This window comes from Bacteroides sp. 1001302B_160321_D4 (assembly GCF_015667765.1).
In the GTDB taxonomy this organism is placed as follows: Bacteria; Bacteroidota; Bacteroidia; order Bacteroidales; family Bacteroidaceae; genus Bacteroides; species Bacteroides xylanisolvens.
On sequence record NZ_JADPLO010000029.1, the window covers coordinates 1 to 25,588 of the forward strand.

At 39.0% G+C, this 25,588-nt stretch carries 19 protein-coding genes; 18 read left to right on the forward strand and 1 reads right to left on the reverse strand.

Annotated elements, in window-relative coordinates; translation table 11 throughout:
• The 17 genes from KFO40_RS12505 to KFO40_RS12585 all read left to right on the forward strand — a co-directional run.
• The coding region (locus KFO40_RS12505; RefSeq protein WP_211146421.1) for a glycosyltransferase family 4 protein at positions 1-952 on the forward strand (952 nt) is incomplete at its 5' end.
• A 19-nt stretch (positions 953-971) separates the two neighbouring features.
• Positions 972-1,958 carry a nitroreductase family protein gene (locus KFO40_RS12510; RefSeq protein ID WP_211146422.1) on the forward strand — a complete coding sequence of 329 codons (987 nt, stop codon included), beginning with the start codon at positions 972-974 and terminating at the stop codon, positions 1,956-1,958.
• Positions 1,959-2,049: 91 nt separating this feature from the next.
• The gene (locus KFO40_RS12515; protein ID WP_211146423.1) at positions 2,050-3,195 is read left to right on the forward strand and encodes a polysaccharide pyruvyl transferase family protein; all 1,146 of its coding nucleotides are present in this window, start codon (positions 2,050-2,052) and stop codon (positions 3,193-3,195) included.
• Positions 3,192-4,307 (forward strand): glycosyltransferase, encoded by a 1,116-nt coding sequence (locus KFO40_RS12520; protein WP_211146424.1) that lies wholly within the window; start codon positions 3,192-3,194, stop codon positions 4,305-4,307. The genes KFO40_RS12515 and KFO40_RS12520 overlap by 4 nt, the downstream gene beginning before the upstream one ends.
• 18 nt (positions 4,308-4,325) lie before the next feature.
• Positions 4,326-5,138 (forward strand): glycosyltransferase, encoded by an 813-nt coding sequence (locus KFO40_RS12525; protein WP_049702718.1) that lies wholly within the window; start codon positions 4,326-4,328, stop codon positions 5,136-5,138.
• A gap of 19 nt (positions 5,139-5,157) precedes the next feature.
• The gene (locus tag KFO40_RS12530; protein ID WP_049702719.1) at positions 5,158-6,171 is read left to right on the forward strand and encodes an NAD-dependent epimerase/dehydratase family protein; all 1,014 of its coding nucleotides are present in this window, start codon (positions 5,158-5,160) and stop codon (positions 6,169-6,171) included.
• A 29-nt stretch (positions 6,172-6,200) separates the two neighbouring features.
• Complete coding sequence (locus tag KFO40_RS12535; RefSeq protein ID WP_049702720.1) at positions 6,201-7,607, forward strand: undecaprenyl-phosphate glucose phosphotransferase; 1,407 nt, start codon at positions 6,201-6,203, stop codon at positions 7,605-7,607.
• Positions 7,608-7,642: 35 nt separating this feature from the next.
• Positions 7,643-8,467, forward strand: coding sequence for a polysaccharide biosynthesis/export family protein (locus tag KFO40_RS12540; RefSeq protein WP_008022518.1), 825 nt, complete (start codon positions 7,643-7,645; stop codon positions 8,465-8,467).
• 9 nt (positions 8,468-8,476) lie between these two features.
• The gene (locus tag KFO40_RS12545; protein ID WP_211146425.1) at positions 8,477-10,915 is read left to right on the forward strand and encodes a GumC family protein; all 2,439 of its coding nucleotides are present in this window, start codon (positions 8,477-8,479) and stop codon (positions 10,913-10,915) included.
• A gap of 299 nt (positions 10,916-11,214) precedes the next feature.
• Positions 11,215-12,774 carry an ATP-binding protein gene (locus tag KFO40_RS12550; RefSeq protein ID WP_229129650.1) on the forward strand — a complete coding sequence of 520 codons (1,560 nt, stop codon included), beginning with the start codon at positions 11,215-11,217 and terminating at the stop codon, positions 12,772-12,774.
• Between the two features lie 161 nt (positions 12,775-12,935).
• On the forward strand, positions 12,936-13,466 hold the full coding sequence (locus KFO40_RS12555) for an HU family DNA-binding protein (protein ID WP_211146426.1): 531 nt from the start codon (positions 12,936-12,938) through the stop codon (positions 13,464-13,466).
• Positions 13,467-13,534: 68 nt separating this feature from the next.
• Entirely contained in the window at positions 13,535-13,627 is a 93-nt protein-coding gene (locus KFO40_RS12560; RefSeq protein ID WP_151433315.1) for a smalltalk protein, read from the forward strand.
• 253 nt (positions 13,628-13,880) lie between these two features.
• Positions 13,881-16,208: a transglycosylase domain-containing protein gene (locus KFO40_RS12565; RefSeq protein WP_009039563.1), complete on the forward strand. Its 2,328-nt coding sequence runs from the start codon at positions 13,881-13,883 to the stop codon at positions 16,206-16,208.
• A 125-nt stretch (positions 16,209-16,333) separates the two neighbouring features.
• Positions 16,334-16,720, forward strand: a complete 387-nt coding sequence (locus KFO40_RS12570; protein ID WP_008022508.1) for a 2-amino-4-hydroxy-6-hydroxymethyldihydropteridine diphosphokinase — start codon at positions 16,334-16,336, stop codon at positions 16,718-16,720.
• Positions 16,721-17,473 carry a 3-deoxy-manno-octulosonate cytidylyltransferase gene (gene kdsB / locus KFO40_RS12575; protein WP_008022505.1) on the forward strand — a complete coding sequence of 251 codons (753 nt, stop codon included), beginning with the start codon at positions 16,721-16,723 and terminating at the stop codon, positions 17,471-17,473.
• 4 nt (positions 17,474-17,477) lie between these two features.
• A complete protein-coding gene (locus KFO40_RS12580; protein WP_118218045.1) occupies positions 17,478-18,761 on the forward strand; it encodes a M16 family metallopeptidase in 1,284 nt (427 codons plus the stop codon).
• Positions 18,762-18,846: 85 nt separating this feature from the next.
• On the forward strand, positions 18,847-20,016 hold the full coding sequence (locus KFO40_RS12585) for a phosphatidylinositol-4-phosphate 5-kinase (protein ID WP_211146427.1): 1,170 nt from the start codon (positions 18,847-18,849) through the stop codon (positions 20,014-20,016).
• Positions 20,017-20,154: 138 nt separating this feature from the next.
• On the opposite strand, the gene KFO40_RS12590 is transcribed toward KFO40_RS12585, so the two are convergent.
• Positions 20,155-21,093 carry a ribose-phosphate pyrophosphokinase gene (locus KFO40_RS12590; protein ID WP_167509147.1) on the reverse strand — a complete coding sequence of 313 codons (939 nt, stop codon included), beginning with the start codon at positions 21,091-21,093 and terminating at the stop codon, positions 20,155-20,157.
• A gap of 153 nt (positions 21,094-21,246) precedes the next feature.
• Here KFO40_RS12590 and KFO40_RS12595 point away from each other — a divergent pair, with 153 nt between their 5' ends.
• Positions 21,247-25,563, forward strand: a complete 4,317-nt coding sequence (locus KFO40_RS12595; protein WP_211146428.1) for a DUF5113 domain-containing protein — start codon at positions 21,247-21,249, stop codon at positions 25,561-25,563.
• Positions 25,564-25,588 lie beyond the last annotated feature (25 nt).

Below are 25,588 nucleotides of genomic sequence, written 5' to 3' on the forward strand. Positions count from 1 at the left end.
TACAAATCTAACAATTGAATTTTTTAGGTTTAATTATAAAATGCGTAATCCAAAGAATGTTCTAATAAATATACGTATTGGCAAAGCTATAAAGAGGCAAGCTCCTGATATTATCTATATGAATTATAGTATCTATTCACCATGGGAATTGCCTATGTTTTATTTATTACCCAAGAGACATTATATTCAAACAGCACATCAGGGAGAAGCTCATATAGGCATGGGGCATAAGAAATTATTAAATGTACTGCGCAGATTGGTTTATTCGCGAGTAAAATATGTCAATATGTTTTCTAAATCACAAGCAGGGCTTTTTCAAAAACATTTTCCTAATTCGAAGATATTTAAGATTCCTTTAGCTTTAAAAGACTTTGGTGTTCCTACTATTGTGAAACCTAAAGATGGTATTATTCGATTCCTTTCATTTGGTACAATTAATTATGCTAAAAATATTGATTTGTTAATAGATGCTGCATGTGTACTTTATGATAAAGGATATCGAAACTTTAGGGTATCGATTAATGGCATGTGTAAAGATTGGAGTTCTTATCAGACAAAAATAAAATATCCAGAGCTTTTTGATATAGATATTCGGTCAATAGATAATTCTGAAATAGCTAATCTATTTGCTTCCGCTGACTATTTTGTTCAACCTTATAGAGTGGTGTCTCAAAGCGGTCCTACAAAGATTGCTTTTAATTATAATCTTCCGATTATAGCTTCGAATTTGCCAGGTTTTTCGGATGAGATTCTTGAAAATGTAAATGGATATCTTTTTGAACCAGGAAACGTAAACGATTTAGTTCGTGTAATGGCCTCTGCTATAGATACGTATACACGTGATTATAGTAAGTTGAAGGCTTCAATGGCAGAGCATACAGAACAGTATTATTCGGCAGAAAAAATAGCCTCTCAATATATAGAAATGTTTGATGAAGTATTATGTAGATAGTTTTTTAGATTAAAATCGTATGAAGGAAAAATTAAAGTTGGCTATTAAAGGGAATGTTTTTATCGTATGGCTACGTATTCTATTTGACAAAATAGGAGAGTCCTTTTCATTGACTTTGTATAGTGGAAGTACAAACCAGACAAAGGATATTTTTAAAAAACAGGCTGAATTACAAATCAGAATACATGCTTTGGAAAAGGGTATGTCTATTGGAAAAGTCAAAGTCGGTTTTGGAAAGGAAAAGGCTTTTGCTATCATAAAAGATCTTGCTGATTTGCTAAAAAGAGGAGGGGAAAAACAATTTGTTATAGAATCGGTTTCCGTATTGCAGAAATATGTAGAATTTAATAAGGATATGGGTGCTGATATGACAGAAGTGGAGATTCCTCTCCATAAGTTGTGTTCTTGTTACGATATTCAGATTATGGATGTAGGTGGAATATATAATCTTAGTTTGAAAGATATTTCTAGCAAATTGAAATCTCCATTTGATGAATTTTCTCAATTACGTTTTTCTATTCGCGATTTTGGATCCTTACCTGTGGATTTAGAACATGTGTGTGCCGCATTAAGGCTTTGTGAACGTACTCCATCTGCTTGTAATAGGCAAAGTTGGAGAGTTCATGTGTATACGGAAAATAAGTTAGTTACAAAAATGTTCAAATTACAGGGAGGAAGCAAGGGGTTTAATGAACAAATGCAATGTGCTATTCTTGTATGTGGTGATTTGAGGAATTATGGTTTTTATGAACAAAATCTTCCTTTTGTTGATGGAGGTCTTTATGCAATGAATCTTCTTTACGCTCTTCATTATTATGGTTTAGCGACAATACCATTGACTATGGGGCATAAATGGAGAATTACAAAAAAAATAAAACAGGAGATGCATCTCCCGAGTCATGAAGTTCCAGTTCTTTTGATAGGTGTAGGAACGTTTAAGGACAATTATAAAGTAGCAGTTTCGCATCGCTATTCGTATAATGAATATGTGAAATTCAATCAATAAATAATGAGAGTCGGATTACTGACTTTTGATGATGAAAAGAGAAAAATAATATTTAAAAGTTTTCTTGTAATAACGATATAAAGATGAATCAATGAAAATATTAATAGTAACTTTTACAGGTGGAGTTAATCCTGGTACTATTATGCAAGCAATAGGGGTGCAAACAGCCTTCAAACAGTTGTATTCTAATGCTCGTATAGAGTTCTTGGATTTTCCGGATTTTAAAAGAGGCAAATTATCTGTTAGGGGGAAAAATGATTCACTATGGCATACATTTTTACAGAAAGCGTTTGCGGCTTTTCGGTTGATTAAATATAATAAACTTAGAAAGACGTATTTCAATTATTCTCCAAGAGTGGATATATTCAATTACGATGAGGCTTCTACAGCTTTTATTAAACAGTATGATTTAGTTGTAATTGGAAGTGATACAATCTTAGAGCAAGGCTATAATTTAGATGGAACAAAAATAGGATTGAATTGGATGCCTTTATTTGTCCCAAAACTTTATTTTGCAGCTAGTGCCTCTCCAGCTACTTTTAATCCTAGCATTGACTTAAAAGAGGTGGTGGAAAAGGCTTTGTTTATAGGACTTAGAGATAACCTAACAGTACAGTTCTTTATTAACAAGCTCGGAATAGAAGCAAATCGTTTAGTTAAACAACCGGACCCTTCTTATTATTTAGATATTACAAAATTTATATTGCCTCAAAGATTAAAGAATAAAATTGATTCGAAAAAGAAATATGCTTTATACAATTTCAATTCGGACTTCCCATATCGGAAAAAATTGGCTGATAACTTGAGAAGCTTAGGTTATCAAGTCATTTCAACGGCTTATAATCCTTATGCAGATATGTGTTTTGATACAGTGCATGCTTTTGAATGGGCTGCAGTATTTCCATATATGGATATAATAGTAACAGAAAGATTTCATGATTCTGTTTTTGGTTTACGTAATTGTAGGCCAGTGGTAGCAATTGACTGGGATAAAAACAGATTTGCGGCTGAAGGGGATTCAAAAACATTTAGGATATTAGAAGATTATGGACATCAACATCTACATTTTAATCTGTGTGGCAGTGCAGATTTAACCACTATTTGTACTACTGTCGAAAATATAACTCATTTGTTTGATTTGAAGAAAATAAAGGAAGTAAATAATATCCAAACTGAATCTGCTAATAAGATTCTGATTGTTCTAAAAGATATTCTGTTAAGAAATAATTTGTTATGAAAAAAATTAAAATATGCTATGTAATTTCCTCTTTGAGTAATCAAGGTCCTCCGAATGTCCTCTATAATATTATACAGTATATGGACTTTTCTATATTTGAAGTTTCGATAATTACGATGGTCCCGGAACAAGAAATTTCACGTATTGAGGAATTTAGGGTATTGCCGATAAGAATTATTCAAATGTCTCCGGATAAAATACAAAATCCTATTGCAATGTTCTTTACATTAAAGAAATCAGTGGAACGGATAAATCCGGATATTCTTCATACACATTGTCCTCGTTCAATGTTCTTAGTGCCATTTCTCTCATCTAAATATAAAAAGATAGAGACTGTTCATATATTCCCAGGTATACAACAGAAAGTGATGTATGGTAAATGGAAAGGAAAAATCGTAATTGCGCTTAGTCATTTCTTTACAAAGAAGATGGATTTACCTATTGCTTGTTCGGAAAGTGTAGCACAAAGTTATTGGGATGAACAACACTATAAGATGAAAGCCATCCCAAATGGTTCTTCATTATCATTATGGAAATACGACGAAGAGCAAAAAGCAAAACTAAGAAAAGAGTTGGGATTAAAAGATGATGTGAAATATTTTATTTTTATCGGGCGTTTTTCACAAGAAAAGAATCCAGATATGATAATACGTGCTTTTGAAGAACTAAAAGATGATAGAATCGGTCTTCTCTTGCTTGGTAATGGAGAACTATACGATGAACTGAAAAAGCATGAAACCGAAAATCTAAAAATGCCTGGATTTAAATCGAATATATATGATTATTTAAAAGCATCAGACTATTATATATCAGCTTCGGATGTAGAAGGGTTGGCTAATACGTTATTGGAAAGTATGACAGTTGGATTACCTTGTGTACTTTCTGATATCCCATCTCACAAAGAGGTTTTAAGTAAGGCAAAACAAACAATTGGATATACGTTCAATAACAAAGATATGAATGGATTAAAAAATGCTATTCATGATATATTGAAAATTGATGAGAATTGTACTAGGATTTACATTCAATCTCTTTTTGATAAATATTACACAGCGCAAAAAATGTCAGAATCTTATCAGAAAGCCTATATTGATTTGGTAAATAATCTATGATATTATTATTGAAAGTTTATGATTACAGTATCTATCGTTGCCTATAAAACAAGTATTGAAGAAATGAGTAAATGCTTGCAGTCATTAACCTCACCACTTGTTTCTACTATTTATATTGTTGATAATTCCAATCAAAAGTATATTGCGAATTTCTGTATGCAATATTCTAATGTTGTGTATATTGGCAGTGAGAATGTAGGTTATGGAGCAGGGCATAATAAGGCTTTGCGACAAGTTCTTCGAACTCAAGAGAAATACCATTTGGTTCTCAATTCAGATGTATATTTTGAGGCATCAGTATTAGATCATTTGGTAGGGTATATGGAGACAAACCCAGATGTAGCACAAGTACAACCGAATGTTGTTTATCCCAACGGGGAAATGCAATATACGTGTAGGCTATTACCTACGCCGGCTAATCTTATTTTTCGTAGGTTTCTGCCTAAAAAGATGGTAGAGAAAATGAATTATCGTTATACGCTTCAGTTTAATGACCATAAGAAAGAAATGAACATTCCTTATCATCAAGGTAGTTTTATGTTTTTTAGATTGGAATGTTTTGAAAAAGTGGGGTTGTTTGACGAAAGATTTTTTATGTATCCGGAGGATATTGATATTACTCGAAGAATGCATAAATATTATCGTACCATGTTTATACCTGATGAGACAATTGTGCATGCACATCGGGCTGCTTCTTATAAAAGCAGGAAAATGCTTAAAATACATATAACAAACATGATTAAGTATTTTAATAAATGGGGATGGATATATGATAAAGAGCGCAGTGTTTGGAACAAACAGTTATTGAAAGAATTGGGGTATAAGAAATAAACTTTTCCATATATAAATTATGAACTACATCATTACGGGTGGTACTGGTTTCATCGGTACTCACTTGACCAATTTAATTAAAACACTTCATCCACAAGCTAAAGTCTATAATCTTGATATTGTGAAGCCGGGTACTCCCTTGCCTACAGTAAAGGATTATAAACCTGCATTGTGTGAAGGACAGTTTTTGCAATCGGAATTTATTTACTGTGATGTGCGAAAACCAATAGAAGTGCCATTTGAGGTGACTTCAGAGGATGTAATTTTCAACTTTGCAGCCGTACATCGCACTCCTGGGCACCCTGACCGTGAGTATTTTGAAACAAATATTCGCGGTGCAGAGAATGTTTGTGCATTTGCCGAGAAATATAATATAAGAAAAATCGTATTTACATCGTCAATTGCCCCTTACGGAGCAGCTGAAACGTTGAAGGAGGAAACTACATTACCTACTCCAAACACTCCTTATGGTATATCTAAATTAGTGGCTGAAAAGGTTCATATTGCTTGGCAGGCTAAGAAACAGGCAGAACGTCAATTGACAATTGTACGTCCGGGTGTAGTATTTGGGAAAGGGGAGAATGGAAACTTTACCCGTCTATATTGGGGGATCAAAATGCACACTTTTGCTTATCCCGGGCGCAAAGATACCATCAAGGCTTGTATTTATGTGAAAGAACTAGTACGTTTCATGTTATATCGTTTGGAGCATCATGAGGAGGGTGTAGAATTGTATAACTGTACTTTTGAGCCTGCCTACACCATACAGCAAATAGTAGACACAATTAAGAAGGTGACAGGTCTGAACCAAGTGGTTCCGTATATACCAAATTCTTTGATTATGCCTGTTGCTTATTGTGCAAAGATGATAGGGAGTCCTATGGGGGTATGTCCGGCGCGTGTAAAGAAGTTACAGATATCCACAAATATTTGTGGAAAGAAACTAGCTGCATCGGGTTATAAATTTCATTATACTTTCGAAGAAGCGATTGCTGACTGGTATAAAGATAATGATAATCTTTATCTGAAATAAAAAATATTGGCTCTTTAATATATTAGTGTATGCAGGAAGTCCAACGTTTTAACAAAGTCCTAAAATCTTTGGTCCTTTTGGGGGATCTTATTTTGCTGAACCTGCTTTTATGGGGATTTAATTTGTTACTGGGTACCCGTTTCTGGTGTGTGCATTGCGGTTCTATCTTTCAGGGCATGACTCTTATCACTCTGTGCTATTTACTTTGTAACATGCATTCAGGTGTTATTCTTCATCGTCCTGTGGTACGTCCTGAGCAGATCATGATCCGTGTCTTACGTAACATGGTTCCTTTTGTCTTTTTTTCGGTTTGTACGTTGCTTGTTTTTCATTTTCATTTTTCTCATTCTCGATATTTCGGACTGTTTTATGTTGCTTTAATAATTGTTATTGTTAGCTATCGTCTAATTTCCCGTCACTGTTTGGAGCTTTATCGGAAAAAGGGAGGAAATGTCCGCAAGGTAGTATTAGTTGGAAGCCATGAGAATATGCAAGAACTTTATCATGCGATGACGGATGATCCTACGTCTGGTTATCGTGTAGTGGGCTATTTTGAGGATTTTCCTTCGGACCGGTATCCGCAGGATGTTCCATACTTGGGACAACCCAATGAAGTAAGTGTTTTCTTAGAAAAACATGCGGGAGAGATCAATCAGCTTTATTGTAGCCTTCCTTCTGTACGTAGTGCGGAGATTGTTCCTATCATTAATTACTGTGAAAACCATTTGGTCCGTTTCTTTAGTGTTCCAAATGTCCGTAATTATTTGAAACGTAGGATGCATTTTGAATTATTGGGGAATGTTCCTGTACTTTCCATTCGTTGTGAGCCATTGGAATCACTGGAGAACCGTATTATCAAGCGTGCTTTTGATGTTGTTTGTTCAGGGTTATTTCTTATTACGGTTTTTCCGTTCGTTTATATATTCTTTGGAATTGCGATCAAGTTAAGTTCTCCCGGTCCTGTTTTTTTCAAACAAAAACGCAGTGGTGAGGATGGCCGTGAATTCTGGTGTTACAAGTTTCGTTCAATGAAGGTTAATGCGCAATGTGACACTCTTCAGGCTACGGAAAATGATCCTCGTAAAACACGTATCGGAGAGATAATGAGAAAGACGAGTGTGGACGAATTGCCTCAATTTATCAATGTATTGAAAGGAGATATGTCTATTGTAGGTCCTCGTCCTCACATGTTAAAACATACAGAGGAATATTCTAATCTGATAAACAAGTTTATGGTTCGTCACTTCGTTAAACCTGGAATAACTGGCTGGGCTCAAGTGACGGGCTTTCGCGGTGAGACGAAAGAGCTCTGGCAGATGGAGGGACGTGTGCAACGTGATATCTGGTATATAGAGCATTGGACTTTTTTATTGGACTTATATATTATGTATAAGACGGTGTATAATGCTATACATGGAGAAAAAGAAGCATATTAATAAAATAAAACTTAGGAATTAAAGGGCGTTTAATTATGAATTCAAGAATTATGATGAGAAGACTAAACAAAAGAAATTTGTGGCTACTATTGTTGCCATTCCTATTGGCTGGCTGTCAGTCTTATAAAAAGGTTCCCTATTTCCAGAATGTGGAAGTTGTGAACGAGGTAGAACAACAGGAAAAATTGTATGATGCCAAGATCATGCCCAAGGATTTGTTGACTATTGTGGTATCGTGTACTAATCCTGAACTTGCGATACCTTTTAACCTGACAGTTGCCAGCAATGCCGGAATAGCTGTGAGTACTTCGTCTTATGTGACTACTCAACCTGTATTACAGCCTTATTTGGTAGATAATGAAGGAAACATAAATTTTCCGGTGTTAGGAGAATTGAAGTTAGGAGGCTTAACGAAAAGGGAAGCAGAACAGCTGATTATAGATAAATTGAAGCCTTACATGAAGGAGACTCCCATCGTAACGGTCCGTATGGTAAATTATAAAATATCTGTTATCGGTGAGGTTACCCGTCCCGGAACTTTTACTATCTCTAATGAGAAAGTGAATCTGTTGGAGGCATTGGCTATGGCTGGTGATATGACGGTATACGGTCTTCGTGATAATGTAAAGTTGATTCGTGAAGATGCAAACGGCAAACAGCAAATTGTAACTTTGGATTTGAACAAGGCCGAAACCATTCTTTCACCTTACTATTGGTTGCAACAGAATGATATTGTTTATGTAACTCCCAATAAAGCAAAGGCTCGAAATTCAGATGTAGGTAACAGTACCAGTCTTTGGTTCTCTGCCACCTCTATCTTGGTATCCATCGTCAGTCTATTAGTAAATATTTTAAAATAATGATTTGTAATGAAAGAAACAGATTTCAACGAAGCACAAGAATCTAAGGAAGAAAATATAGACGTTAAGGAACTATTGTTTAAATATTTGATCCACTGGCCTTGGTTTGTGGGGGCGGTTGTGGCGTGTTTGATTGCGGCATGGGTCTATTTGTATGTATCCACTCCCGTATATAATATTTCCGCTACGGTTTTAATAAAGGATGATAAGAAAGGGGGGAGTGCCGGAATGCTTTCCGGGTTGGAGAGTCTGGGATTGGATGGTATGATCTCTTCTTCGCAGAATATTGATAACGAGATTGAAGTTCTCCGTTCAAAGACTATCGTCAAAGAGGTGGTTGAAGATTTGGGACTCTATATTTCTTATACAGATGAGGATGAGTTTCCTTCCAGGAACATGTATAAGACTTCACCTGTACAAGTGAGTCTGACTCCGCAGGAGGCTGATTTGTTGGAGGAGCCGATGATTGTGAAAATGGCATTACAACCACAGGGAAGTATGGATGTGACTGTGAAAATTGACGATGATGAATATCAGAAACATTTTGAGAAATTGCCGGCGGTTTTTCCTACCGATAAAGGGACATTGGCTTTTTTCCTGACGCCGGACTCGGTATTATCTTCTAAAAGAACATCGGAAGAAACTACAGCTTCGGAAAAGACTACACGCAATATAACAGCAACAATTAATAAGCCTTTGGCTGTAGCGAAATGGTGTTGCAAGAATATGACTATAGAACCCACTTCCAAAACTACTTCTGTAGCTGTCATATCGTTGAAAAACTCAAATGTGCAGCGAGGCAAAGATTTTATCAATAAACTATTGGAGATGTATAATATCAATACGAATAATGATAAGAATGAAGTGGCACAGAAAACTGCAGAATTTATCAATGAACGTATTGGAATTATTTCAAAAGAACTCGGTAGCACGGAAAAGGATTTGGAGAGTTTTAAACGTGGGGCAGGTATTACGGATTTGACCAGTGATGCTCAGATCGCTTTAACTGGTAGTGCTGAATATGAAAAGAAGCGTGTAGAGAATCAAACCCAGATTAATTTGCTGCAGGATCTTCAGAAATATATGCAGAATGAAGGTTATGAGGTTCTGCCCAGTAATATCGGATTGCAGGATTTGAATCTTGCGGCTGCCATTAATCGTTATAATGATGTGCTTGTTGAGAGAAAACGTTTGCTGCGTACGTCAACAGAGAATAATCCTACCATTATAAACCTGGATACCAGCATTAGTGCAATGAAAGAGAATGTGCAAGTTTCTTTAGACAGGGTGTTGCGTGGATTGTTTATTACAAAGGCAGATTTGGATCGTGAAGCGAGCCGTTATTCCCGTCGCATTAGTGAGGCACCTGGGCAGGAGCGCGAATTTGTGAGTATTGCGCGTCAGCAGGAAATTAAGGCCGGACTCTATTTGATGCTTCTTCAGAAACGTGAGGAAAATGCTATAACTCTGGCTGCTACAGCCAATAATGCAAAGATTATAGATGAAGCTATAGCAGATGATGCTCCTGTGGCTCCTAGAAGTAAAATTATTTATTTGATCGCTTTGATACTAGGAGTCGGAATTCCGGTAGGGGTTATATATTTGCTTGAATTAACCAAATTCAAGATTGAAGGTCGTGCAGATGTAGAAAAACTTACTAGTGCACCTATTGTCGGTGATATCCCGTTGACAGATGAAAAGCAGGGAGCTATTGCTGTATTTGAGAATCAAAACAATCTGATGAGTGAAACTTTCCGCAATGTCCGAACGAATCTTCAGTTTATGCTTGGAAATGGCAAGAAGGTGATTTTAGTTACTTCCACAGTCAGTGGTGAAGGTAAATCTTTTATCTCTGGTAATCTTGCTATCAGTCTTTCTTTATTAGGGAAGAAGGTAGTAATAGTTGGTCTTGATATCCGCAAGCCAGGTTTGAATAAGGTATTCAATATATCAAAAAGAGAACAAGGGATAACTCAATATTTGGCTAATCCGGAAAAGAATTTGATGGATTTGGTACAGCTCTCTGATGTCAGTAAGAATCTCTATATTCTTCCTGGTGGAACAGTTCCTCCTAACCCGACAGAATTGTTAGCACGTGATGGATTGGATAAAGCGATTGAGACTCTCAAAAAGAATTTTGAATATGTAATACTCGATACCGCTCCTGTCGGTATGGTAACTGATACCTTATTAATAGGACGTGTGGCTGATTTATCTGTTTATGTATGTCGTGCGGATTATACCCGTAAAAATGAGTATACTTTGATTAATGAACTTATTGATGGAAATAAGTTGCCTAACCTATGTACAGTAATAAATGGTTTGGATTTGAAGAAAAGAAAGTACGGTTATTATTACGGTTATGGTAAATATGGCAAGTATTATGGTTATGGTAAACGATACGGCTATGGTTATGGATATGGAGAACAATCTGCTAAGGAAGAATAAATCTATTGATAACCAAGATATTTTAAAATTAATAATGTCATAGAGTGGTTTATAATACTTTACACAAAAGTGAGATGAAACATGTAGGTCCCTAACTTCATGCTACACACATGAAGAACCCTACATTTTGTGGTCAGGAAATATACAGCGGTGTATTCCTGATCAACGCCCTCATGTCGGTGCAAATCCGATGTGATTTCTATAATATCAACTGTCTGTGAAGATCGTTGATATTTTTTTGTAAAACAGTGAATGGTGCGATGAATATTTTTTGTAGCTTTGTGAAAAATCGAATTGAAATGGAAAATTTACGAAGATACCCCATTGGGATACAGACTTTTTCGGAAATACGGAAAAGTAATTACCTTTATATTGATAAGACGGAATATGTGTATTGGATGGTACATTTCACTAAATACATATTCTTGAGTCGTCCTCGTCGTTTTGGTAAGTCATTGTTGACTTCTACATTACATAGTTATTTCTCTGGTCAGAAAGAATTATTTCAAGGGTTGGCTATAGAAAAGCTGGAAAAGGAGTGGACGGAATATCCAGTGCTTCACTTTGATATGAGTACAGCCAAGCATGCAGACTGTGAACAGCTGTTGCAAGAGTTGAATATGAAGCTAATTCGTTATGAGGAGGTTTACGGAAAGATGGAGGGAGAGGTTAATCCAAATCAGCGTCTGGAAGGACTCATCAAGCGCGCTTACGAGCAGACAGGGAAACAAGTGGTTGTGCTGATAGATGAATACGATGCTCCTCTGCTGGATGTAGTACACGAGAAAGAGAGGCTTGGCGTATTGCGTAACATCATGCGCAATTTCTACAGCCCTCTTAAAGCGTGTGATCCTTATTTGCGGTATGTGTTTTTGACCGGTATCACCAAATTCTCCCAACTTAGTATATTTAGTGAATTGAACAATATCAAGAATATTAGCATGAATGAGTCTTATGCTGCCATTTGCGGTATTACAGAAAACGAGATACTTGTCCAAATGAAAGATGATGTAGACGCATTAGCCCAAAAACTGGAGGTTACTTCTGAAGAGGTATTGGCAAAACTGAAAGAAAACTACGACGGCTATCATTTCACTTATCCGTCTCCTGATATATATAATCCATTCAGTTTGCTTAACGCTTTTGCAGATGGTAAATTTAATTCATATTGGTTTGGTAGTGGTACGCCTACTTATTTGATAAAGATGCTGGATAAATTTGGTGTAGCGCCTTCCGAGATAGGGAGAAAAACTGCGGTTGCGGAGGATTTTGATGCACCTACAGAAAGGATGGTGAGCATTACTCCATTGTTATATCAAAGTGGCTATATCACGATAAAAGATTATGATAAGGAGTTAGATTTATATACATTGGATATTCCTAATAAGGAGGTAAGAATAGGTTTGATGAAAAGTCTTCTTCCTAATTATGTTGCTAGTAAAACACCGGAAACCAATACTATGGTAGCTTATCTTTCCCGTGATATTCGTAATGGTGATATGGATGCTGCTTTACGTCGTTTGCAAACGTTTCTGTCTACCATTCCTCAATGTGATAATACGAAATATGAGGGGCACTACCAACAGATGTTTTATATTATATTCAGTTTGTTGGGCTATTATGTAGATGTGGAGGTTCGTACTGCCAGTGGACGGGTGGATATGGTGCTTCGTACAAAGACTACGTTGTATGTGATGGAATTGAAACTGGACAAGAGTGCGGATAGGGCGATGGAGCAAATTGATCTGAAGAATTACCCCAAACGTTTTGCTTTGTGCGGATTGCCTATAGTAAAGGTGGCTGTCAGTTTTGATAGCGAACAGTGTACAATAGGGGAATGGAAAATTCTAAAAGCTTAATTATATTGCTGATTAATAAATTGTTATGTACTAGTATGAATATAAAGAGCTCCGCAAGGGGCTTTTTTCTTTTCTATCCGGAATAAAAGCTTCACCTTTGCAGTGTTGATCAACAAAACGTGAATAAATAATTTGAATTTAAATCTTTAAAAAAACGTAGTATGAGTGTAATTTACAAAGTCATTACGCGGCCGACGGATCCGCGTGTTCCCAATTCTCCCAAGAGATATTATCCGCATCTGATCACTTTAGGTCAGTCTGTCAACCTGAAATATATTGCACAGAAAATGCAGGATCGTTCTTCGCTGTCTGTTGGTGATATCAAGAGTGTGATCCAGAATTTTGTGGAAAAGATGAAGGAACAGTTGTTGGAAGGTAAGTCTGTGAATATTGAAGGTCTGGGCGTCTTTATGTTGACTGCCCGTTCGAAAGGTGCCGAACTGGCGAAGGATATTAATGCAAAAAGTGTAGAGAGTGTTCGTATCTTTTTTCAGGCGAATAAAGAGCTGCGCGTTACAAAGACTGCCACCCGTGCAGATGAGAAGTTGGATTTGATTAGCTTGGATGAATATCTGAAGAAGCTTAATATGACAATTTCTCCTAATGATCCTGAAAAACCGGATGATGGCGGAGAAGAAGGCGGAGGAAATGAAGGTGGCGGTAGCGGAGAAGCACCGGAACCTGCCGCATAATGAATTGTCAATTAACGATTGATGGTTAGGGTGTTTATTTAGTGTTTAATAAAAAAAGAAAAATGTCTATGAAAAAAACGTGGAGTATTATTTTGAAAGTGATTATTGCTGTTGCTGGTGCAATTGCCGGAGTGGTCGGTGTGCAGGCAGCAAACTTGTAATTGATTATCTTATAAATAGGTATATTTATGAATGAATAACAGGCGGGAAAAATCCCGCCTGTTTGTGTTTTAGATATAATAGAGGATTACTTTCTTGAAAAATGCTCTTTTTTGTTTTGTTTCGTGCTATTTGTTATGAGTGCCGCTCCATATTTTAACAAAATAGAAATTATAATCAAACTCGTTGGCTGAATAGCGGATTTTATCTACCTTTGTACCTTAATTAAATGCGTCATTTTAAGCAAGAAAAAACATGATTCGAAAAATAATAAAGGCTCTTTGGATATTTCTGGCAGTCATTGTGTTGGCTATTGTTGTCATCTTTGTCTCTATCTCAAAGGGTTGGATTGGTTATATGCCTCCTGTAGAGGAACTTGAAAATCCGAGTTATAAATTTGCAACGGAGATTTTCTCTGAAGATGAAAAAGTGCTTGGCACGTGGTCTTACAGTAAGGAAAACCGGGTGTACACAGCTTACAAGGATTTGTCGCCTAGTATTATCAATGCTCTTATTGCAACGGAAGATGTTCGTTTTGTCGAACATTCAGGAATTGATGCCAAGGCATTGTTTCGTGCGTTTGTAAAACGTGGTTTGATGTTTCAGAAAAATGCAGGTGGAGGTAGCACCTTGTCGCAACAGCTTGCCAAACAGTTGTTTACAGAGAATGTGGCGAGAAATACACTGCAACGTCTTTTCCAGAAACCGATTGAATGGGTGATTGCGGTGAAGCTTGAACGTTACTACACCAAAGAGGAAATATTGAGTATGTATCTCAATAAATTTGATTTCCTGAATAATGCGGTTGGTATTAAAACTGCTGCGCATACCTATTTCGGCTGCGAACCGAAGGATTTGAAGATTGAAGAAGCGGCTACGCTGGTTGGTATGTGTAAGAATCCGTCGCTTTACAATCCGGTTCGTTTCAACGAACGTTCGCGTGGCCGTCGTAATGTAGTGCTTGAGCAGATGCGTAAAGCTGGTTATATCACAGATGCAGAATGTGATTCTTTGCAGGCTCTTCCGCTGAAACTAAAATATAACCGCGTTGACCACAAAGAGGGATTGGCTACCTATTTCCGCGAATATCTCCGTGGTGTGATGACAGCACCGAAACCGGTAAAAAGTGATTATCGTGGTTGGCAAATGCAAAAATTCTACGAAGATTCTATCGCGTGGGAAACTAACCCGTTGTATGGTTGGTGTGCAAAAAATAAAAAGAAAGACGGTACGAATTATAACATCTATACAGATGGATTGAAGATTTATACGACGATCAATTCACGTATGCAGCAATATGCAGAGGATGCAGTAAAAGAGCATTTAGGTGATTATTTGCAACCTGTGTTTTTCAAAGAAAAAGAGGGAAGCAAAAATGCTCCATACGCAAGATCACTGCCGGAAAAACGAGTGGAGGAGTTGCTGACAAAAGCTATGAAGCAGACGGATCGTTATCGTCTTATGAAAGAGGCGGGAGCTTCGGAACAGCAGATTCGTAAAGCGTTCGATACCCCGGAAGAAATGACCGTCTTTTCCTGGAAAGGAGATAAAGATACAATTATGACACCGATGGATTCCATCCGTTACTACAAATCTTTCTTGCGGACAGGATTCATGTCGATGGATCCGGTAAGCGGACATGTGAAGGCTTATGTAGGCGGACCGAATTATGTATATTTCCAGTATGATATGGCAATGGTGGGACGTCGTCAGGTAGGTTCTACTATCAAACCGTATTTGTATACATTAGCAATGGAAAATGGATTTTCTCCTTGCGACCAGACACGCCACGTAGAGCAAACGTTGATTGATGAGAATGGAACTCCTTGGACGCCTCGTAATGCAAATAATAAACGTTATGGGGAAATGGTGACTCTGAAGTGGGGATTGGCTAATTCTGACAACTGGATTTCTGCTTATCTGATGGGCAAATTGAATCCGTATAATCTTGTACGTTTGATCCATAGTTTTGGGGTTCGTAATAAAGCAATCGACCCGGTGGTTTCGCTTTGTCTGGGACCTTGTGAAATTTCTGTCGGTGAGATGGTAAGTGCATATACAGCTTTTGCCAATAAAGGAATTCGTGTGGCTCCATTGTTTGTTACACGCATTGAAGATAGTGACGGTAATGTGCTTTCTACCTTTGCACCGCAAATGGAGGAGGTGATAAGTATTTCAAGTGCATATAAAATGCTGGTTATGTTGCGCGCCGTTATTAATGAAGGAACAGGTGGACGTGTTCGTCGTTATGGAATTACCGCCGATATGGGTGGAAAAACAGGTACGACCAATGATAACTCTGATGCCTGGTTTATGGGATTTACTCCTTCGCTGGTATCCGGTTGTTGGGTAGGTGGTGATGAACGTGACATCCACTTCGGTAAAATGACCTATGGACAGGGAGCTGCTGCTGCTTTGCCTATTTGGGCACTGTATATGAAGAAAGTGTATGATGACCCGACTTTGGGATATGACCAGCAGGAGAAATTCAAACTTCCTGAAGGATTTGATCCGTGTGCCGGTTCGGAAACTCCGGACGGAGAGGTGATAGAAGAGGGGGGATTGGACGATCTTTTTAACTAAGTCTGAAATAAGTATTAAGTATAAAGTATTAAGTATTAACCCGTGGCGTTTGGGGCACTGAACTGTAGGTGTAATATCTCTAATATCTAATACTTAATACCTAATACTTAAATACTTATTTTTTAATGCATAGGTATATTGTTTGCATAGGGAGTAATTACAACAGGAAAGAGAATTTGACTTTTGCCAGACAGGAACTGACTGAATCGTTCTCTTCTATATGTTTTGCGCCCGAATTGGAAACTGAACCTTTATTTTTTAAGAATCCGGCCTTGTTTTCCAACCAAGTGGTTATGTTCTTTTCCGATAAAGATGAAGAGGTAGTGAGGAAAATGCTGAAAGATATAGAACAGAGGTCCGGACGTCGTCCGGAAGATAAAAAAGAGGAGAAAGTTTGTCTGGACATTGACATGCTTTTATATGATAACAAAATAGTAAAACCGGAGGATTGGCAAAGGGGATATATACAACAGTCATTATCTGCCTTCCATTCTTCATTATTTATTAAGTAGATGAAATTTCTTGGAATTATACCTGCCCGCTATGCATCCACTCGTTTTCCTGCAAAACCGTTGGCTATGTTGGGTGGAAAAACTGTTATACAACGTGTGTATGAGCAAGTGGCTGGCGTTTTGGATGACGCTTATGTAGCCACGGACGATGAGCGTATTGAAGCTGCTGTCAAGGCGTTCGGAGGTAAGGTTGTGATGACTTCTGTTCATCATAAAAGCGGTACGGACCGCTGTTATGAAGCCTGTACAAAGATTGGAGGTGACTTTGATGTTGTGGTCAATATACAAGGAGATGAACCTTTTATTCAGCCTTCACAATTGGATGCGGTAAAGGCTTGTTTCGAAGATGTAACCACGCAGATTGCCACGCTGGTGAAACCTTTTACTGCAGATGAACCGTTTGCTGTACTGGAAAACGTAAATTCACCGAAAGTGGTAGTCAATACGAACTGGAACGCGCTTTATTTTAGCCGATCCATTATTCCTTATCAGCGTAATGCCGAGAAACAAGACTGGCTGAAGGGACATACCTACTACAAGCATATCGGACTGTATGCCTATCGTACAGATGTGCTGAAAGAGATAACCATGCTTCCGCAGTCTTCTCTGGAACTGGCTGAATCTTTGGAGCAGCTCCGTTGGCTGGAGAACGGATATAAGATAAAGGTAGGCATTAGTGAAGTAGAAACTATCGGAATCGATACCCCGCAAGATTTGGAACGGGCAGAAGAATTTTTGAAGAATAGAATCTAATCGTATGGATCGTAAAATACAACCTGAAATACAAACCCTGAAAAATTTTCGTATACTTCCTCCCGTCCGAATGACATTGCCAAATGGTATTCCATTGACTGTTATTAATGCGGGTGAACAGGAAGTAGTACGCATAGATGTGCTTTTCGCTGGAGCCCGTTGGCAGCAGTCGCAGAAACTGCAAGCCTTGTTTACAAACCGGATGTTGCGCGAAGGTACGACAAAATATACGGCTGCTACCATTGCCGAGAAACTGGATTACTACGGTTCGTGGCTCGAACTGTCCAGCTCGTCGGAGTATGCATACATCACTGTTTATTCGTTGAATAAGTATTTGGCGAAAACATTGGAAGTGGTAGAATCCATGATTAAAGAACCACTTTTTCCGGAAAAAGAATTGCATACTATCCTTGATACCAATATCCAACAATATCTGGTCAATACTTCCAAAGTTGATTTCCTGGCACATCGCAGTCTATTGAAGTCGCTTTATGGCGAACAGCATCCATGTGGTAAAATAGTGGTGGAGGAAGATTATCATGCTATCACTCCGGAAGTGCTTCGTGAATTTTATGAACGGTATTACCATTCAGGCAATTGCTCTATTTTCTTATCCGGCAAGGTGACGGAGGATATTATCAGCCGGGTGACGGATACATTCGGCACTTCTTTTGGTCAACATCAACAGTCGGCATCGAAATTAAGCTTTCCTTTTACTGCTGTTCCCGAAAAGAGGATTTTTATAGAACGTGAGGATGCCATGCAGAGTGCTGTAAAGATGGGATATACAACCATCACTCGTAACCATCCTGATTATCTGAAACTCCGGGTATTGATGACTTTATTCGGAGGATATTTCGGCAGTCGGCTGATGTCTAATATCCGTGAAGAAAAGGGGTATACTTATGGCATTTCAGCAGGAATCATGTTTTATCCGGATAGCGGATTGCTGGCTATATCGACAGAAACGGATAATGAATATGTGGAACCGTTGATACAGGAAGTATATCATGAAATTGACCGTCTGCATCAGGAACCTGTGTCGATGGAAGAACTGACTATCGTACGCAACTATATGTTGGGCGAAATGTGCCGTAGTTATGAGTCTCCTTTCTCACTTTCGGATGCATGGATCTTTATTGCTACTTCCGGTCTGGATGATGACTACTTTTCACGTTCTCTGCTGGCTGTAAACGAGGTTACTCCTGCGGAAATACAAGATTTGGCACAGCGCTATTTGTGCAAAGAGACATTAAAAGAGGTCATTGCAGGTAAAAAGTTGTCATAAATTGCTTTCCGAAAGTGGGCTGTTTGGGATAGAAATTGTATCTTTGTCCAAATTGTAATTCTAAAATGAGTAACGACTAAAACCAATGAGGAAATATCTATATACTACACTTTTATTGGCTCTCCTCGCACAAGAGGGAGTAATGGCACAAGAAAATGAAGGAAAAAAAGGCGGATTTTTCGGAAAAATTAAAGATACATTCTCCACTGAAATAAAGATTGGCAACTATACTTTTAAAGATGGTAGTGTCTATACGGGAGAAATGAAAGGCCGAAAACCGAACGGAAAAGGAAAAACGGTTTTTAAAAACGGTGATGTCTTTGAAGGTGAATATGTGAAAGGAAAACGTGAAGGATATGGAATTTATATGTTCCCCGACGGAGAAAAGTATGAAGGACAGTGGTTCCAGGATCAGCAGCACGGAAAAGGTATCTATTATTTTATGAATAATAACCGTTACGACGGTATGTGGTATCAGGATTATCAGCATGGTGAAGGAACTATGTATTATCATAACGGTGATTTGTATGTAGGTCATTGGGTAAATGATAAGCGTGAAGGCGAAGGTATATATACTTGGGCAAACGGTGCCAAATATACCGGTCACTGGAAAAATGATAAGAAGAACGGTAAAGGTATCATGAACTGGGATGACGGCTGTAAATACGATGGAGACTGGAAAGATGATGTTCGTCACGGAAAAGGGGTATTTGAGTATACCAATGGAGATAAATATGATGGTGACTGGGCGGATGATATTCAACATGGAAAAGGTACTTATTACTTTCACACGGGCGACCGTTATGAGGGCTCGTATCTCTTAGGTGAGCGAACCGGTCCAGGAGTTTATTACCATGCTAACGGTGATAAATATGTAGGTAATTTCAAGAACGGCATGCAAGACGGAAAAGGTACTTTTACCTGGGCGAATGGTGCTGTGTATGAAGGAAGCTGGAAAAATAATAAACGTGATGGTAAAGGAGTTTATAAATGGAGCAATGGCGATGTTTATGATGGTGACTGGAAAGATAACCGTCCCAATGGACAAGGCACTCTGAAAACTGTTGCTGGTATGCAATATAAAGGTGGGTTCGTTGATGGATTGGAAGAGGGTCAAGGCGTACAAATCGACAAAGATGGTAATCGCTTCGATGGCTTTTTCAAACAAGGAAAGAAGGATGGTCCTTTTGTAGAAACAGATAAAGATGGAAAAGTGATTAAAAAAGGAACCTATAAATTTGGAAGACTCCAATAGATTTATGATTTATGAATTATGATTTAGTTGCTTACTATTGCCCATTCAAATTCAGTGTGTTGAGATAAATAAGAGAGCCAGCTAATTTTAAGTTTAGCTGGCTCTCTTATTCATAAATCATAATTCATAAATCATAAATCAAATGATATATTGTGAACTGATAGATTCGTTATTCATCACTCGTTTGATTGTTTCAGCAAACATGTCGGCAATGCTTAACTGTTTCACTTTCGGGCACTTCTTAGCATAAGGGATGCTGTCAGTAAATACCATTTCTGTCAGGGCAGACTCTTGCACACGGAAAGAAGCCGGATCAGACATTACGCAATGACTGGCGATAGCGCGTACAGATTGGGCACCGGCTTCCAACATGATGTTGGCTGCTTTGGTGATTGTTCCTGCTGTGTCTACGATATCATCAATCAAGACAACGTTTTTACCTTCCACGTCACCGATGATTTGCATAGATGCTACTTCATTGGCTTTTTCACGTGATTTGTTGCAGAGTACCAATGGTACGCCGAGGTATTTGGAAAAAGTGCTGGCACGTTTTGAACCTCCTACGTCCGGTGTAGCAATAACCAGATTTTCCAATTGCAATGACTGGATGTAAGGGAGGAATACAGCTGATGCGTACAAGTGATCTACCGGGATATTGAAGAATCCCTGGATCTGGTCAGCATGCAAATCCATCGTAATCAGTCGGTCGATACCTGCAACAGACAGCAGATCAGCTACCAACTTAGCGCCGATAGATACACGAGGTTTGTCTTTTCTGTCCTGACGTGCCCATCCGAAATAGGGGACTACAGCTACGACGCTCTTTGCAGAGGCACGTTTAGCAGCATCAATCATCAGGAGAAGTTCCATTAAGTTGTCTGAGTTAGGGAAAGTGGATTGAACCAGGAATACATGTGCGCCACGAATTGACTCCTCGTATGAAACCGCAAATTCGCCATCGGCAAAATGGGTAATGTTCATATTTCCCAGAGGACAATCCAGGCTCGCGCAGATTTTTTCTGCAAGATATCTCGAGTTCGTTCCCGAGAATACCATAAAGGGTGCTTTTTCGCTCATTTTGTAATAGATGTTACCTATTTGTTAATTTGCCTGCAAAGGTAGGAATTTCTCTTATTATTTAGAAGGACTTATTGTATAAAAAATATTTTTCTCTCCAACTTATCGGAAATATTTGTAGATTTGCTTTCTGAAAACAGTTAATAGTCAAAAATGAGTTCACGCTTTCCTTTATATATAATAGGTATAGTGTTGTTTGCCTCTTTCTTTTCGTGCACTGATATGGTGCCGACCAAAGAGGTGCGTCTGATTGATTCATTAAACGGGAAAGCGTATGCTTATCGTTATCGTAGCCTGGATTCTTCTTATAAGTATGCCAATGAAGCCTATCGACAGGTAAATTTTTATAAGTCGGGGAAAGCGGAGGCATCCAATAATCTCGGATTCTGTGCTTTTATGGCGATGGATTTTGACCGGGCGGAAGCGTTACATAAGGAAGTATATAAACTGACTAAAAATGAGCTTGAACTGTTGATTGCTGATATCGGACTGATGAAGATTTGTCAGCGGACAGCTATGAACAAAGAATTTTATGATTATCGTAACAGTGCGCTCCGGCGTATGAAACGTATTCGGGAAGAGAGTGATTTGTTTGCTGACCGCCACGAGGCACTTCGACTGGATTATGCTTTCACCGAATTTTTCATTGTTTCTTCTATTTATTACTATTATCTTCAGCAAAGGCAGGAAGCCATCGCATCTCTCAATCAGATCCCGGAAGATGAAGTATTGGCAGATACGAATCAGTTGCTTTATTATCATTATATCAAAGGATCGGCTTCATTGGTGGAAGCCACCAAGCCGGAGGATAGGAAAATGCGTGAGTTCGACCAACTATATATAACCTGGAGGACTGCGGTTCAGACTAATCATCCTTATTTCGAAGGAAATGGTCTGCAAGGGCTGGCTAATCTGATGGTTTCTTCCAACAACTTCGAACTCTTTCGAACAAGGAGGGGATACGCGCTGGATCAGTTTGGTTTTCCTGTAGATTCGCTTTTGCCTTTGCGAATGGCACAGCTTGCGCTTGAAAAATTCCGGGAGTATAATGATTTGTATCAGATTGCTGGTGCGTATGTGTCTATCGGTAAGTATATGAATGAGCACGGACGTTATTCGGAAGCATTGGATACGCTTACAAAAGCGTTAGATTGTGTGAACCAACACCATATGCTTTATTATCATCATGCAGTGGATACGTTGGACAAGTTGCGTATTTATGCGGAAGGAGATACGACATATACTGGAGTACCGTGGATTATGGAGGAAGACGTAAGGACGGTGCCCGAATGGATTTCGAGGATTCGGGAACAATTGAGTGTATCGTATGCCGGGCTTGGAATGAAGTATGCTTCTGATTACAACCGAAATATATACCTGGATATTCTGAATTATACTCGTCAGGATAAAGAGTTGGAGAGTCGTTATCTTTCGTTGGAATCCGATTCACGACAAATGACACTTGTACTTTCTTTGGTTATTGCCGGACTTGTACTGGTGGTTATTCTTTGGTGGTTCTTCAATAAGCGATCTAAAATAAGGAATCAAGTAGATGTGGAACGTCTGCAACGGATACTGGCTCTTTGCCGGGACATCACTTCTTCTATACCAATGAATGTTCCGTTAATTCAACAAGGCATCGACCAACTGTTCGGAAAAGGGCGTCTTCAACTGGAAATTCCGGAGGAAGGAAAAGCGGCACTGGTTCCTTTGCATCGGTTGAACCGTGATGAAAAAGCTTTGGTGCACGTGCTTGAACCGTATATCGTTTGGGCTGCGGACAATGAGCAGATGGTAGAAGCGTTGAGTGACGAACGGATGCAATTGGAAAAGCAACGATATGTTTACGAACAACATATCGCGGGAAATAAACGCCAAAATCTGATTAAGAAGGCTTGTCTGGCCATTGTGAATGGGATAAACCCTTATATCGACCGTATCTTGAATGAGGTGCATAAGTTGACGGAACGAGGATATATCGATCATGAAAAGATAAAGAAAGAGAAGTATCAATACATTGACGAGCTCGTAACTACGATTAATGAATACAATGATATTTTGGCTCTTTGGATTAAGATGAAGCAGGGGACGCTTAGCTTGAATATTGAAACGTTCGATCTCAACGAACTCTTTGAACTGTTAGGCAAAGGGAGACGTGCTTTTGAAATGAAAAATCAGAAGTTGGAAATAGAACCGACCACGGTTATGGTGAAAGCTGACCGGGCATTGACTTTGTTTATGATTAACACGCTGGCGGAAAACGCCCGAAAATATACTCCGGAAGGAGGAACAATCAAAGTGTATGCCCGTACTACGGATGCGTATGTCGAGATTTCCGTAGAAGACAACGGGAGGGGGATTTCCGAAGAAGATGTAGCTCGTATTATCGGTGAGAAAGTATATGACTCCCGTGTCATTGGAATGAAGAATGTAGCTGATCCGGAGGTTCTGAAGGAGAATAAGGGCAGTGGTTTCGGACTGATGAATTGTAAGGGAATCATTGAGAAATATAAGAAAACGAATGAATTGTTCCGGGGATGTGTCTTTGATGTAGAGAGTGAATTGGGGAAAGGGAGTCGTTTCTATTTCCGTTTGCCTTCGGGAGTGCGCAAAACGATGGGAGTCTTGTTGCTTTGCCTGTTGCTTCCGTTTGGGGTGAGTTCTTGTCTGCATGATCCGATTCCTCCCATGTTGCAGGAGGGCGATTCGATAGTGGTGGTTACGGATTCTGCCTATGAGGATTTGCTGGATGCAGCGTCGGATTATGCGAATGCCGCCTATTTTGCTAATGTGGATGAAAATTATGAATTTGCTTTGCAATATATAGATTCTGCTATACTCTTGTTGAACGAGCATTATGAAAAATATGCGCGTCCGGATCGTCCGCATCGGTATATGAAGCTGGTGGGTGAAGGAACGCCTGCCGAAATCAGTTGGTGGAACGAATTGTTTGATTCGGATTATCATGTGATTCTGGATATCAGGAATGAGGCGGCAGTTGCTTTTTTGGCTTTGAAACAGTTGGATGCATACAGTTACAATAATTCGGCATTTACGGATTTGTATAAGTTGCAGGGAGAAGATCAGACTCTTGAAGCATATTGCCGACAGTTGGAACGGTCGAATACGAATAAGACAGTAGGAATTATTTTATGTTTTGTTCTACTGATTGTTTCTTTGGTCGGATACTATTTCCTGTATATGAGAAAACGTTTGCAGAATCGTTTGAATCTTGAACAGGTACTTGAGATTAATCAAAAGGTATTTGCGGCATCTCTGGTCAGACCGCAGGAACAAGAAAATGCTGAGGCACTCCAACGGGAGGAAAGTACGCTTAAAGAAATCCCGCAACGTATTGTGGATGAAGCATTCGCTTCGGTGAATGAACTACTGACAATTGACCGGATGGGAATTGCCGTTTATAACGAAACGACACATCGGCTGGAATACGCTTCTCGTCCCGGGCAGGAAATGCCGGAGATGGTAGAACAGTGTTTTAGTTCCGGAGAATATCTTTCTGAACAGCATCTTCAGGCAATTCCGCTGATGGTGGAAGCAGGAGGTGAACATCAATGTGTCGGTGTGCTTTATCTGGAACGCAGGGAGGGAACAGAACAGGAAACAGACCGGCTTCTTTTTGAACTGGTAGCACGTTATGTGGCTATTGTCGTATTTAATGCAGTGGTGAAACTGGCTACTAAATACCGGGATATTGAATCGGCGCATGAAGAAACACGCAGAGCTTCCTGGGAAGACAGTATGTTGCATGTACAGAATATGGTACTTGACAACTGCTTGTCGACAATTAAACATGAGACGATCTATTATCCGAATAAAATCAAACAGATTGTAGGGCGGTTGAATACACAGAAGCTTTCGGAAACGGAGGAACGTGAAGCGGTGGAGACCATGACGGAATTGATTGAATATTATAAGGGAATCTTTACGATTTTGAGCTCGTGTGCTTCCCGGCAATTGGAGGAAGTCACTTTCCGGCGTACTATGATTCCGGTGCAGGAGCTATTGGACACTGCCGGAAAATATTTCAAGAAATCAATGAAGAACCGTTCGGAGAGGATAGAACTGGAGATAGAACCAATGGAAGCGAAAGTGATAGGAGACGTGAACCAGTTGCGTTTTCTATTGGAAAATTTGATTGATGAAGCATTGACTGTGCGTGAAGATGGGGTGATACGTCTGCAAGCACGTCAGGATAATGAATATATTCGTTTTCTCTTTACGGATACGAGACGTGAAAAGAGTGTGGAAGAATTGAACCAATTATTTTATCCGAATCTGGCACGTATGACTTCCGGTGAGAAAGGGGAGTTGAGAGGAACGGAATATCTGGTATGCAAGCAGATTATCCGCGACCATGACGAATTTGCGGGACGCAGAGGATGTCGTATCAATGCCGAACCGGCTGAAGGCGGAGGATTTACGGTTTATTTCACCATTCCGCGCCGATAAAAGGAGAACACATAAAAGTTATTAG

Excerpts from the sequence above, each read along its gene's own strand:
- kdsB (WP_008022505.1), top strand. The coding sequence starts at position 16,721 with ATGAAATTTCTTGGAATTATACCTGCCCGCTATGCATCCACTCGTTTT.
- KFO40_RS12580 (WP_118218045.1), top strand. The coding sequence starts at position 17,478 with ATGGATCGTAAAATACAACCTGAAATACAAACCCTGAAAAATTTTCGT.
- KFO40_RS12550 (WP_229129650.1), top strand. The coding sequence starts at position 11,215 with ATGGAAAATTTACGAAGATACCCCATTGGGATACAGACTTTTTCGGAA.
- KFO40_RS12535 (WP_049702720.1), top strand. The coding sequence starts at position 6,201 with ATGCAGGAAGTCCAACGTTTTAACAAAGTCCTAAAATCTTTGGTCCTT.
- KFO40_RS12595 (WP_211146428.1), top strand. The coding sequence starts at position 21,247 with ATGAGTTCACGCTTTCCTTTATATATAATAGGTATAGTGTTGTTTGCC.
- KFO40_RS12585 (WP_211146427.1), top strand. The coding sequence starts at position 18,847 with ATGAGGAAATATCTATATACTACACTTTTATTGGCTCTCCTCGCACAA.
- KFO40_RS12590 (WP_167509147.1), bottom strand. The coding sequence starts at position 21,093 with ATGAGCGAAAAAGCACCCTTTATGGTATTCTCGGGAACGAACTCGAGA.
- KFO40_RS12560 (WP_151433315.1), top strand. The coding sequence starts at position 13,535 with ATGAAAAAAACGTGGAGTATTATTTTGAAAGTGATTATTGCTGTTGCT.
- KFO40_RS12570 (WP_008022508.1), top strand. The coding sequence starts at position 16,334 with ATGCATAGGTATATTGTTTGCATAGGGAGTAATTACAACAGGAAAGAG.
- KFO40_RS12515 (WP_211146423.1), top strand. The coding sequence starts at position 2,050 with ATGAAAATATTAATAGTAACTTTTACAGGTGGAGTTAATCCTGGTACT.
- KFO40_RS12520 (WP_211146424.1), top strand. The coding sequence starts at position 3,192 with ATGAAAAAAATTAAAATATGCTATGTAATTTCCTCTTTGAGTAATCAA.
- KFO40_RS12525 (WP_049702718.1), top strand. The coding sequence starts at position 4,326 with ATGATTACAGTATCTATCGTTGCCTATAAAACAAGTATTGAAGAAATG.
- KFO40_RS12540 (WP_008022518.1), top strand. The coding sequence starts at position 7,643 with ATGAATTCAAGAATTATGATGAGAAGACTAAACAAAAGAAATTTGTGG.
- KFO40_RS12565 (WP_009039563.1), top strand. The coding sequence starts at position 13,881 with ATGATTCGAAAAATAATAAAGGCTCTTTGGATATTTCTGGCAGTCATT.
- KFO40_RS12510 (WP_211146422.1), top strand. The coding sequence starts at position 972 with ATGAAGGAAAAATTAAAGTTGGCTATTAAAGGGAATGTTTTTATCGTA.
- KFO40_RS12530 (WP_049702719.1), top strand. The coding sequence starts at position 5,158 with ATGAACTACATCATTACGGGTGGTACTGGTTTCATCGGTACTCACTTG.
- KFO40_RS12545 (WP_211146425.1), top strand. The coding sequence starts at position 8,477 with ATGAAAGAAACAGATTTCAACGAAGCACAAGAATCTAAGGAAGAAAAT.
- KFO40_RS12555 (WP_211146426.1), top strand. The coding sequence starts at position 12,936 with ATGAGTGTAATTTACAAAGTCATTACGCGGCCGACGGATCCGCGTGTT.